This window comes from Sporomusa sp., from assembly GCF_057736855.1.
In genome coordinates, this window is sequence record NZ_JBYKYF010000070.1 from 1 (window position 1) to 12,118 (window position 12,118).

10 protein-coding genes are annotated in these 12,118 nt (G+C 44.5%); 1 reads left to right on the forward strand and 9 read right to left on the reverse strand.

Features of this window, described 5'->3' with window-relative positions; genetic code table 11:
- The coding region (locus AC29Z1_RS06585) for a phenylacetate--CoA ligase family protein (protein WP_488270664.1) at nt 1–561 on the reverse strand (561 nt) is incomplete at its 3' end.
- A gap of 126 nt (nt 562–687) precedes the next feature.
- Between AC29Z1_RS06585 and AC29Z1_RS06590 the strand changes: the two genes are divergently transcribed.
- Nucleotides 688–1,299, forward strand: a complete 612-nt coding sequence (locus AC29Z1_RS06590) for a LysE family translocator (RefSeq protein WP_488270665.1) — start codon at nt 688–690, stop codon at nt 1,297–1,299.
- 73 nt (nt 1,300–1,372) lie between these two features.
- Here the strand turns inward: AC29Z1_RS06590 and AC29Z1_RS06595 are convergent, their stop codons facing one another.
- The 8 genes from AC29Z1_RS06595 to dcuS all read right to left on the reverse strand — a co-directional run bounded on the left by AC29Z1_RS06595 (nt 1,373) and on the right by dcuS (nt 11,993).
- Nucleotides 1,373–3,388, reverse strand: coding sequence for a Na+/H+ antiporter (locus AC29Z1_RS06595; protein ID WP_488270666.1), 2,016 nt, complete (start codon nt 3,386–3,388; stop codon nt 1,373–1,375).
- A 236-nt stretch (nt 3,389–3,624) separates the two neighbouring features.
- Nucleotides 3,625–5,238 (reverse strand): thiamine pyrophosphate-binding protein, encoded by a 1,614-nt coding sequence (locus AC29Z1_RS06600; protein ID WP_488270667.1) that lies wholly within the window; start codon nt 5,236–5,238, stop codon nt 3,625–3,627.
- A 275-nt stretch (nt 5,239–5,513) separates the two neighbouring features.
- Nucleotides 5,514–7,055: a citrate lyase subunit alpha gene (gene citF / locus AC29Z1_RS06605; RefSeq protein ID WP_488270673.1), complete on the reverse strand. Its 1,542-nt coding sequence runs from the start codon at nt 7,053–7,055 to the stop codon at nt 5,514–5,516.
- Between the two features lie 2 nt (nt 7,056–7,057).
- Nucleotides 7,058–7,927, reverse strand: coding sequence for an HpcH/HpaI aldolase/citrate lyase family protein (locus tag AC29Z1_RS06610; RefSeq protein WP_488270668.1), 870 nt, complete (start codon nt 7,925–7,927; stop codon nt 7,058–7,060).
- The gene (gene citD / locus AC29Z1_RS06615; protein WP_488270669.1) at nt 7,924–8,217 is read right to left on the reverse strand and encodes a citrate lyase acyl carrier protein; all 294 of its coding nucleotides are present in this window, start codon (nt 8,215–8,217) and stop codon (nt 7,924–7,926) included. Before citD ends, AC29Z1_RS06610 begins: the two co-directional genes overlap by 4 nt.
- An 18-nt stretch (nt 8,218–8,235) precedes the next feature.
- On the reverse strand, nt 8,236–9,552 hold the full coding sequence (locus AC29Z1_RS06620; RefSeq protein ID WP_488270670.1) for a 2-hydroxycarboxylate transporter family protein: 1,317 nt from the start codon (nt 9,550–9,552) through the stop codon (nt 8,236–8,238).
- 174 nt (nt 9,553–9,726) lie between these two features.
- Nucleotides 9,727–10,398 carry a response regulator gene (locus AC29Z1_RS06625; RefSeq protein ID WP_488270671.1) on the reverse strand — a complete coding sequence of 224 codons (672 nt, stop codon included), beginning with the start codon at nt 10,396–10,398 and terminating at the stop codon, nt 9,727–9,729.
- 5 nt (nt 10,399–10,403) lie between these two features.
- Entirely contained in the window at nt 10,404–11,993 is a 1,590-nt protein-coding gene (dcuS, locus tag AC29Z1_RS06630) for a DcuS/MalK family sensor histidine kinase (protein ID WP_488270672.1), read from the reverse strand.
- Nucleotides 11,994–12,118: the final 125 nt, after the last annotated feature.

A 12,118-nucleotide genomic window follows, 5' to 3' on the forward strand; every position in this document is an offset into this window, starting at 1 on the left:
AGCGCCAACATTTAGAGGCAGCCCTCCCGCCCGTTCCACTGCCCGCTGGGCAATCGCCCCGCCAATCCATAAACCATGGCCGATGGGCAGAGCGATCAAGGCGACCAACCGGCCAGAATGGGCTATACGCAGTGCCATACCATAGAAATTGGAAAGTATCTGCATTTCCCTAAAAGTATAGTAAATTCGCTTGGGCTCACCAGTTGTGCCGGAAGTAGTAAAAACCGCGGATAGCTTGTCCTCAGGCACACAGAGAAATTCATGCCACCGACGAATATCCTGTACGGTTGTAAACGGAACTTTTTGCAAATCGTCGATGTTTTCTATATCGTTTGGGCGTAACCCATACTCATTAAACATGCGCTTATAGAAGGGGGATCGCAGCGCCACATAATTGACAGTGTCCCTTAACCTGCGATTTTGAATGGCTTCAATCACATCTGTCTTCAGGCCTTGTTCTACTAATCGCCTGAAAAAATTACCCGCCTTCTTGATCATGGCTGGCTGGCAAGTTCGTTCTTCAAATCGTCTAAGCGTTCTATCCATAATTTCAGCAATCATATTAGACTCCTAATATAAATTATTTTCTCCCTCTTAGTTATATCCGCACTCCTGCCGCTTATGCACTTGCATTTCAAGTATATTCGTTTCCCCTTTGACTAACACTGTTAGTATGGAGGACAAGCAATGGCCTATATTCTCTTGCTCAAATGTATTGTAACTGGACTACTGCTTGCTGCACCGATTGGCCCGGTAAATCTTATTTGTATGAAACGTACGCTACATGAGGGACGTATGTCTGGCTTGGCTGTCGGGTTAGGAGCAGCAATGGCTGACGCAGTATTCGGGTATGCGGCCGCCGCTGGGATGAATTTTCTAATCTTATTTATCGACGAATATGAAACTGTTTTCCGTTGGGTTGGCGGCCTGTTCATTGCCTATCTTGGCTGGATGATCTATCGTTCCGAACCACCGAGCCTGGTCGTCGAAAAAACAACACATAAAACCCTATGGGGACTTTTCGCTGGGATCTTTTTGCTCACACTGACGAATCCGGTAACCATTTTTACCTATATCGCCACTTTTTCAGCCTTTAATATCGGCGTATTGGTAACCTCATTAACGAAGGCAGCCTTAGCGGCGTTTGGGGTCTTTCTCGGCTCATTGCTCTGGTGGCTTATTCTCACCAGTGTAATATCATGTTTTCGAGACAGAATGACGGAGAGAACCCTCGGATATATCAATAAGTTTGCCGGTGTACTCATTATTTTACTAGGAATAGCTTCCATAGCCATGTAAGCCACTCACTATTAATCTCCCTGATAAATAGCGAGCGGCTTATCGCATAAGATGGCTAAGTTTTTTCGCAGCGTTATTCCGCATATTCGTACAAAACAATACTTTCGATATTGTTGACAAATCTTCTAAGCTCTTTTGACTGCTGCTTGGTAATTTCTCCGGCCTCATACATTTTGTTAATTTCTGCGCGTTCTACGTCTATGATTTTCATTCGCAACTCTTCTTTTTGCTGCTTTTTCTTTTCGCTGCTTTGTCGAGCTGGCCTTTCTAACTGCTCAATCATTCGTTTATACTCTTGCATGACCAAGTAAACCATATGTGCCTGTTCATTTTCTTGGGCATATGTTTCTAAAAAATCATAAGTGGCCTGCAGGGCCTTTAACTGGATATCATCACTGACACGTAAGGCATTAGCAGACAAAGCCCCCGCCGTTTTACCTGACTTTTCCTTGGAACGCCTCCATGTCCTGATCAGCCTGCCAATAAGATACACTAGACCGGTGTTTACATTGGCGGAAAGAGCTTCTTCCCGGCGGTCAAGAGATTTTTCCAATGATGCAAATACTGCTTCACTGATCTCATGCTTGTCCATTACAGCATGGATATATTCCCGTTCTTTTTTTAATGCCATCAGCCGTATTTCAGATATCGCAGTGTCGTGAGACAGTTTATCCCATTGCAGCAACCGAATCTTGCGCTTATATTCATTAATTAATTCATACGCTGCGATACGATTTTCATCATTCATTTCCAGACGAATTCGTTTAATGGCCATTAACAGAATTTTTTTCTTGGCTTCTACTAAGCCTGCTTCCTCCCCTGCCGCCATTACGCCGACCTCTTTTTTGCTCAATAGTGGCAGAAACAGGGTTGCCACAAGTAAAGTAAATAAAATAGTACTGGCAGCCAGAAAGAGAATCAGCGACCGCTGCGGAAACTCAGCTCCACTTGCCAAAACATAAGGTATGGACAGAACGCCTGCCATAGTAACGGCCCCTCGGACACCAGTCAGACTGATCATCAGATTGGTGCGAAAATCGGGTTTTAGGACATCTTTTGTTTTATTAAGATAAAAGTCAACATAAAAAAAGAAGTATGACCAGATAAACCGAATACCCAAAATAGCCGTTCCAATGGCAGCCGCATAGCCGATAATCAGGCAATTGTTGAGAGTTGGATCGGCCACGGCTGCAATCATGGATGGCGGAATGTTTAAACCTAATAATAAAAATACTACTCCGTTTAACACAAACAGAGCTAGCGACCAGATGTTCTCAGTCAATATCTGCTCATCTGCAATCATGGTCTCGGTTTGTTCTCTCACCAAAGCATGCGCAATGCCAGCAGCTACTACACCAATCACGCCAGAAGCATGTAAACCATCTTCCGTAATCAGATAAATCGCAAATGGTGTCAGAATCTGCAGTAGCGAATGAAAAGTTATGTCAACAATGCCCTGTCGGCGCAGCGCAAACCGCAGCCAAGCTACCAGAAAACCCATAAATAGGCCTGCTATTGCTCCAACTAAGAACTTATAAGTAAAATCCAGAATTGCCTCACTCAGCAAAAAATAGCCTGTTACCACTGCCGTTATTGCATAATTAAAGGCAACCAGACCTGAGGCATCATTGATTAATGATTCTCCCCGCACCAGCGATAATACCTTTTGCGGAATGTGGATACGCTTGGCAATCCCATTCACGGCTACTGGATCTGTAGGTGATAAAATAGCCGCCAGAGCAAAAGCCGCAGTTAGCGGAATACTGGGTATTAGCCAGTGAATAAACCAGCCGCCGCCCAATGTTGTTAAAATAACGAGAATAATAGCATTACCCAGGATCGGTAACCGCATTTCCCACAATTCCCCCCGGGGAAAACGACTTCCGTCGTTATATAACAATGGTGCAACAAACAGCAGCAAAAAACTTTCTGTTTCAATTTTGACGGAAATATTCTTAAATATCAGCGCAACCACAATGCCGGTGGCGATTTGCGTAAGTGCTGTCGGCACCGATGGGACATAATGGCTGACAATATTGGAAATCAGCAGACAGAAAAGCAGCAGCAGTATCATTATTCCTATTTCCATTGACGTTCTCCAATTCTACCGTAGGCTTAATTCAAACTCTCGCTCAGGAAATACTTCTGTTGTTATTATCTATTATATAAGCTTCACCATAATGCCATACATTTTACGCCAACATCATCCGATAATCTATTCAACTCAGCAACTTCGGCCATCTACCACTTTGAAAAGGGTTTATGATTGATGGGTAAAAGAGCCAAAAAGCACTAGGACATTAACCCTAGTGCTACTGTCGGTTTTTACTTATAATTTCTTGTAATTAAATGTTTGTATACGCTTCCGTCAACCGCCGCTTCAATGATGACAGGTCCGTCCGCAGCAAACGCCTTGTGCAAGGAGTCTTTCATTTCGGCTTCATCATGCACCTTAAGTACCGGTACACCCAGAAAGTGATTGGCGGCAAAATACTCGCCTTCATATAAGTTCGTACCATACTGGGGGACATGTTTCCAGTCTTGCTTAACTTCGATTAAGCTCAAATTGCGATCACATAAGACAATAACCACAATATGGCTGCCCAGCCTGCGCGCAGTCATAAGTTCGCCGCAATTCATCAGGAAGCCGCCATCACCCGTTATGCAAACTACTGTGCTTGCTGGTTTACATAATTTGGCACCAATGGCTGCGGGAATGCCAAACCCCATCGCCGACCACCCATTGGTCATAATGAAACGGTTAGGCTCCTGAACCTTCCACAATTGCCCTAACAAATGAAGATGTGCCCCTACATCTGCGGTTATAATTCCATCCGGCGGCAGCATGTCTTGTAAAACGGCTATGGCAGTTGACGGACTAAAGGCTCCCCCTTGCGGCATTAATGCTTGAAATACTTTATGTTTGTTATCTTGTATTTGATCCAAATCCCAATGGTATACCGGCAGTGATAACGAGGTCAGATAGGAAATGGCCTGCGCCAAGTCTCCCGTTATTTCGCAGGCAACATTATATTCTGAAGCAATATCAGCCGGTTGAGTATCTATATGGAGTAAGGGAACATTGGGCATCCAAGCCTCATAATTAAACTCAATGGGATCATACCCAATGCCAATAACTAAGTCTGCCTCCCTATAGACGGATGCCACAAGCTCACTTTTTGCATGAAAGAGCACCCCCGCATAACAGGGATGAGCTTCTGAGAGTATGCCTTTGGCCATAGGCGTCAGCAAAACAGGAATATGGTTGCGCTCAATAAACTCCCTCACCAAATGCTGTACCCCGCTTCTCGCAGCAGTTAGACCGATCGCCACGATTGGCTTTTTTGCCTTTTTGATGACTGCTGCGGCCTCTTTCAAGAGCAATGGGTCTGGCATTGGTATGCTATCTCTAATAAAGCTGTCTACTATACTGTCAGAATCCAGTATGTCTCCGTCGATATTGGCTGGCAACCCGATATGTACAGGTCCAGGCATTTCCGCAGAGGCTATGCTAAATGCCTGTGTTATTGTTTCTGTAAAATTATTTTTGGACAATCGTGTGGTCCATTTGGTTATCGGCTTATACAGAGCCTGATGATCAATATTCATCTGCACGCGTCGAGCAAGCTCCTCGTCTTTCACTTCTGTCGTGAAAGCTATGAGAGGGGATCTGTCTAAAAATGCTCCGCCAACTCCGGTTGCTAAATTGGTTGCCCCTGGACCAAAAGTAGCATGACAAACACCTGGAATGCCTGTCAGCCGCCCAAATACATCAGCCATTATGGCTGCACTCTGTTCGTTTGCTACCAGTACAAATTCAATACCAGTATTCCGCATGGCTTCCATATAAGGAATTGACGGTCCACCGGGGATGCCAAAAACATACCTTACTCCTAATGCATAAAGTGATTTTACTAATTGCTCAGCTAATGTCGGCATAAAACTCTCCTTCTCTTGTTCCCGTATCTTGCCATACCAAACTATATCATATTCTTTATTCTTCTTTCTAATATGACAAGTTCCTTGTATACAGCCCATATTATTTAATGATATTACCTATACTAGTTCTAAAGTTTTGCTAATATAGTTAATGAACAGTGTTTTTAGGCAAAGAAAGAGGAGACAGTGTAATGGTTGGATTTTTCCCATCACACTGTCTCCTGTCTTTGCCTCTAAAAAAACTTAAATGACGGATATGCCTTTACTCAGTCATACTAGTCGGCCACTTGCCGTACAACATCAATAACAGTACCATCGCGGTATTCGACTATTGCCACAATACGGTCATGGGTTTTGACGGCTTTGGGAATGCCTGCGATTTTTTCCGCTTCACGTTTAAGATCGTAAATATCTTTCACTGGCAATCCCGCTGCCAACATTTCCATATATAAATCCTTGCGCGATGGATTTACGGCCACCCCTCGCTCAGTTACCAACACATCTACGGTTTCGCCGGGTGTTGTAACAGTCAGAACTTTATCCCGAATTGTCGGCAGACGTCCCCTCAGTAAGTTAGCAACAATAAGCGTTAGCTTGGCCCCGGCGGCTGCATCGCTATGACCACCCGAGCCCCCAAGAATGATTCCGTTGGAGCCAGTAGTAACATTAACGTTAAAATCTGTATCAATTTCCGTTGCACCAAGGAAAACGGTATCAAGTTTGTTTACAATACAGCCGGCGTTAAAAGGATTAGCATACATACTGGCGCTTACTTCAATGTGATTGGGATTGTTACCGATAGAGCGAACCGCCTCTAAATCAAAACCTTGAACATCCATAATTTTACGCAATAAACCGCGATTGAGCATATCGACCAGGTAACTTGTTATCCCCCCCATGGCAAAACTGGCCGTTATGTTTTGCTGTTCCATCATTTTTCCAATATAGTGTGCAGCCGCCAATGAGGCACCGCCAGCCCCCGTTTGGAAAGAAAGACCTTCTTTAATTAATCCGGCTGCTTTGACAACCTTGGCTGCTGTTTGAGCAATTCTGAGGCCAACCGGATCTTTAGTTACTTTTGTGCTACCAGAAACAATGCCCCTGGGATCACCAATGGAATCTACCACTACTACATAGTCCACTCGAGTTTGCGATATCGAAACAGGTGTCAACGGATATTCGCAAAGATAGTCAGTCACTACCACTACGCAATCAGCATATTCAGCATCCGGAATGGCATAACCAAGCGATCCGCAAGCCGCCGGGCCCATGACCCCGTTAATATTGCCATAATCATCAGATGCCGGTGCGGCTATAAAGGCAACGTCGATCTTAAGCTGACCGCACTCGATAGCGCGAGCGCGCCCACCATGCGTTCTCATGATTACAGGACGGCTGAGTACCCCGCGTGAAATAGCGTCAGCAACTGGCCCTGACATATAATTCGTGTCCAGTCCGGTGACAACCCCATTCTTAATGTGTTCTATTAACGGTGCATGTACTGGAAACACTGAGCTGATAGCAATATTCAGGTCCTTTATGCCAAGCTTAGCTGCTGTCGCAAGCACCATATTGAGTACACCGTCGCCATTACGGAAATGGTGGTGAAAAGATAATGTCATGCCGTTTTTTATCGGAATCTGGCGAAATACCTTCTCTAAGCTGTCAATCAACTTACTGTCAGAAGGTGTGCGTCTCTTTACGGCAGGAGCCTGACGATGCATGGTGGGAAGAGTTTGGAAAGCGCCGTTAAAAGGTTTTACTTCTCCGTACCCTTCCACGTAATCTGGTAGTATACGGCCAATTGCATTTTTCATCATTACTGCCTCCCTTCCAACCCAAGTACCTGAGCCATTTGTATCAGTCTTTGGGCACGATCAACAATAGGTTTATCGATCATCTTTCCGTCTAATGCGATTGCCCCGGACCCCTGTTCTTCTGCTTTTTTTATAATTGCGACCACCCGCTTTGCCCATTCAATCTCGGCAGCACTCGGGCTAAAACCTTCGTGAATGGCATCTACTTGTCGCGGATTAATGACGAGTTTTCCCTTAAAACCCAGTTTCTTGGCAAAAGCAACATCTTCTGCTAACCCCTGCTCATCAAGTACGTCGGTAAAAGGAGTATCAATGGCTTGAATTCCAGCCGCCGCCGCAGCATTTACCAACATAGTGCGAGCTGTAAAGATTTCTTGTCCGTCCTTGGTTCGAGAAGCACCAACACCAGCCGTATAGTCTTCCGCACCAAGCGCCATGGCTATAACACGTGGATTGGCTGTGGCAATGGAATAACTATTTACAATCCCGAGCGGCGTTTCAATGAGGGCAATAATTTTTACTGGCTGCTGGCTGCTCGTTTCATTTGCTTCAATCCAACATACAATTTGGTGAATATCCGCAGCACTGTTGACCTTGGGAACAAGAAGTGCGTCAGGACGGCAAGGTACTATAGCAGCAATATCTTCATGAGCCAAAGTATCGATAGGGTTGATACGTACTACCTTCTCACAACTGCCAAAATCAATTGTTTTTAAGGCGAGGCACACCAACAAGCGAGCTGCATCTTTTTCGCACGGTGCGACGGCATCTTCTAAATCGAGAATAATGGAGTCTGCCCCGAGTATACCGGCATTTTGTATCATACCGGGGTTATTGCCGGGGATAAATAGCATTGTCCTTCTCAAACTCATAAACTCTCCTCCTGTATTGTCACCCCAGCACGGAACAAGGCGGCTAGTGTTCGCGCTCTCACCGTGCAGTCCAGTGCACCTCTGTCAACTGCCTTTATAAATATATCCTGGATACCTTGCTTTTTTACCGTGTCTTCAATCACTTGTTTTATCTGCTCCCCATACTGGGCAAACACCAGACTCTGTAGCTCAATCACTATGCCATTCCCGTTATCACGAGGCTCGACACTAATCATGATATCGTTAGATTCTAATGTCCCTGCCTGCGCCGGTCTTAACTGATTCATCACCATTCCTCCTTAACTTTACTAACTTAACATCCTCATTACTACCGCCGCGATAACAACCATGCAAGCCCCCCCAATCCGAGTGGAGATTTGGGCAAAAGGCATTAGTTCCATTCTGTTTGAAGCAGATAGTATAGCGACATCGCCGGTTCCGCCTAAGCCACTATGACAGGCAGTAACAATAGCAGATTCAATTGGATACATCTTAACATACTTGGCAATACAAAAACCGGAAGCGACCATAGCTGCCACAGTAGCGAAACAAGTGGCTATATAAGCAGGCGTAATAGCAGCTACTACGTCTTTCCATGGGGTATATAATACCCCTACACCTACCAGCAGAGGCCAGGTCAGACTACTGGTAATAAAACGATACAGTTGATAAGCACCTTGCTCCATCTTGGCCGGCATAATGCCAAAAGCTTTAATAAGAGCGGCTGAGAAAATCATAATGATGGGCGCAGGAATAGGAATGACCAAGTTAGCAATTTGCCCGAAGATAAAGAAACTCATTGCCAAAACCAAACCAGCTCCCATTAAGGAGAGATCCACTGGTTTTTCAGTTGTCTGCGCAGCTCGGATGAGCTCCTCGTCCCCTGACTTGACAAGCACGCCGTTACCAGAAAGTTCCGGGCGCCTTTCAGCTAAGCGTCGCAAATACCCAGCAGACATAATTGCAAACAGGTTTCCGAGCATAGCAGCAGGAACAAGCTGAGGTAAAAATTGGTCATTAGTAAGGCCGGTAATTTCTGCATAAGCCATTGAAAGCGGCAATATTCCTTCCCCGACACCGCCAGAGATAATAGGAATCACCACATAAAAAAATGAACGATAGGCACCGATACCTGTAAGTGTGCCAACAGCCACGCCAACCGCGATGCATGCGGCCGTACCTACCAATAATGGTACGAACATCCGAATAAAGCCTTGTACCAAGACTACTCGCTGCATACCTAGAATACTGCCGGTTACTAAGCAGGAAATATAAAAATAAAGGAAATTAGAACCTTTCATAAAGGCTGTGATCGCTTTCATCGAAGCTGGATTAATAAGATTGTAAAATACCATAATGGACGGAATAAAAATAGATAGGATTGCCGGACCACCGATATCCTTTAATACCGGTACTCGCAGACCGATGTCCCCAAGCAGCATACCCATGATCATCATTATGGCTATGCCGCCGATCATATCGGCGGGAAGTTTCCCATACACCGATGCTGCAAAGATAATAGCAGCTAAAATAAGATAGACGGGTAGGGGTAGTGGGCCAATTTTGAAGGCCATAAAAGGATGTTCCTTGGTGATGGAAGCATTGTTTAGGGCTTCTGTTTTCATGAAAACTCTCCTTTTCGATTAATTTTAGTCCCCATCAGCGAACTTTGAAATTTTCGCTAATTAAGGCTTTTCTGAATCCATGATAACTTATAGCCCAAAAACTTTATACTTTATTAAAGTTTTTAAAAGTTATTGCAAATAAAAACTGCGAGCAACAGCCCGCAGTTATGAATCTTATTTTAATTGACATGGCACATATCGGTTAACAGGCCTGCCGACAGGGCCATAAACTAACTCAATAGTTAATTTGCCGCTATCGACAAGGTAATCAAGATACTTTCTGAGCGTTACCCGCGAAATACCGACTTGTTTAGCCATTTCTTCGATGGTAAATGCAACACCTGACTTATCAATCGTCGTTTTGATCATTTGCAACGTATTCTTATCTAAGCCTTTTGGCAAACTGCAGCGCGCGGGACGTTCCAATAACTGGGCATCAATATCCTGCTGGCATATCAGATCACGTTTATGAATAGCGTCAACCCGCGCTTTATATTTTTGTAAAGCCATAGCCAGTCTTTCAAATTCGAATGGTTTGATTAAATAATCTACGGCCCCAAGACGTAATGCTTGCTTTACGCTATCAGCGTCGCGAGCAGCAGTCACCATAATAACATCCACGCCATGCCCAAATTCCCTTATTTTAGCAAGCAGTTCCAAGCCATTCATACCTGGCATGAAAATATCAACCAAAACTAAGTCAATCTTATCATTGTTCAAACATTCAAGCGCTTGCTGATAACTGCTAGCAACCCCTTTAACCTGGAAACCTTCGATTTTCGCCAAGTATCGGCGGTTAAGTTCAGCAACCATTGGATCGTCCTCTACGATAAGTACCTGAATCATACTGATTAGCCTCCTTGCTTAGCGGGAATTACCACAACTGCTTCTGTTCCCTGCTTGGATGTGTTAAACTCGATCCGGCCGTTTAGCCTTTTCACGCTGCAGTCTACTAAATACAGACCAAACCCGCGATTGTGAGCTTTTGTAGAAAAACCTTTTTTGAAAATCTGTTCCTTTACATCCGGTTCCATCCCAGGACCACTGTCCCATACCCGAATTGTAATCATGGCATCATCAGTATAGATGGCCAGAGATACCTTCTTTTCAGAGACAGACTGAACAGCCTCAAACGAATTATCAAGCAGGTTACCTAGAATAGTAACTAGTTCATGAATAACTGTCTCGGGCTCAGACGGCATGAACGTGTTTTCGTGAACTGTCATAGAGACACCCATTTCTCGTGATCTGCTGAGTTTACTGAGCACAAGACCAGCCACAACAGGATCTTTGATCCGTTTACTTATAAACGAAACTTCTGCTTCCTGATCGTCAGCAATACGCCTAATGTATTCGGTGAGTTGATCATAACATTCCAGCCGGACCAACCCCAGAATAACGTGCAGCTTATTCATAAATTCATGGGCCTGTGACCGTAAGGCCTCTACGTAACTTCTAACACCAGTTAACTCCTCTGCTAACTGCTTTATTTCTGTTTTATCACTAAATGTAGCTATAGCACCAACAATTTTACCATTAACCAATATCGGCACTCTATTAGTAATAATGTGTATACCATTTAGGTCTTGCTCCTGATGGAATTCAGGTATGCCAGTTTGCAGAATACGGGTTAACCCACTATTAGGTACTAAGGTATCAACTTCTTTGCCAATTGGATTACCAATAGTCCTGCCTACAGACAGCATATTAATTGCAGCCTCATTGGCCAATGTGATTCTCCCCGACAAATCGACCGCCAAAATACCTTCCTTTACCGACTGAAGCATTGCATTTCGCTCTTCCAGCAGTTTTGCTATCCCTGCAGGTTCAAGCCCAAACAGTGTTTGTTTTATACTCCTGGCCAATAACATAGCTCCCGCTATTCCAATTGTCATGCCTAAAAGCATAGTAATAAAAATTTGCTTACGACTCTCAGCCACCGCACGCTCAATGTCGTCTACACGGATACCTACTACTACGCCTCCGACCTGCTGACCATTATATTTTATTGGCGTAAAAGCTCTAAGCGAAGGGCCGACTGTGCCAGTAGCAAAGGAAAGATACTCCTCGCCTTTGAGCGCAGGTTCTTCATCGCCGCCGATAACATGGGTGCCTAACAGCGTTTCGTCAGGATGCGATTTACGAATTCCGTTCATATCAAAAACGACCACAATAGCAGATTCGGTTAGATGTCGTATAGAGTTAGCATAGTCTTGGATGTCACTCTCCCTGCGAACACCGGCTAATCCTTCGGCAACAATATCCGAATGGGCAATGGTGCGCGCTATATACATAACAGTTCGTCCCATTTGTTCAGTTATATTTTCAGCGACACTCTTGGAAATGAGCCAATTCGTAGCTAACAGGGCTACCAAAACGACACTGCAAACCAGTAAAACAATTTTCCCCTGCAAATTTAGTGTATATCGTATAGTAATCACCCCAGTTTTGTGTTCATTCTTTCCTCCTGGCTGCTCCTCTTAAAAAGCAGCACTGATGTGGTAACCCTTTTGTTTCTTTTTTGTTCGAGGGCATCTTGCCAGACTAATATTACTCCATATACGAA

What these genes read in the sequence shown, in the direction of transcription:
- citF (WP_488270673.1), bottom strand. Translation starts at nt 7,055, where the DNA reads ATGAAAAATGCAATTGGCCGTATACTACCAGATTACGTGGAAGGGTAC.
- AC29Z1_RS06625 (WP_488270671.1), bottom strand. Translation starts at nt 10,398, where the DNA reads ATGATTCAGGTACTTATCGTAGAGGACGATCCAATGGTTGCTGAACTT.
- AC29Z1_RS06620 (WP_488270670.1), bottom strand. Translation starts at nt 9,552, where the DNA reads ATGAAAACAGAAGCCCTAAACAATGCTTCCATCACCAAGGAACATCCT.
- AC29Z1_RS06600 (WP_488270667.1), bottom strand. Translation starts at nt 5,238, where the DNA reads ATGCCGACATTAGCTGAGCAATTAGTAAAATCACTTTATGCATTAGGA.
- AC29Z1_RS06610 (WP_488270668.1), bottom strand. Translation starts at nt 7,927, where the DNA reads ATGAGTTTGAGAAGGACAATGCTATTTATCCCCGGCAATAACCCCGGT.
- AC29Z1_RS06590 (WP_488270665.1), top strand. Translation starts at nt 688, where the DNA reads ATGGCCTATATTCTCTTGCTCAAATGTATTGTAACTGGACTACTGCTT.
- AC29Z1_RS06595 (WP_488270666.1), bottom strand. Translation starts at nt 3,388, where the DNA reads ATGGAAATAGGAATAATGATACTGCTGCTGCTTTTCTGTCTGCTGATT.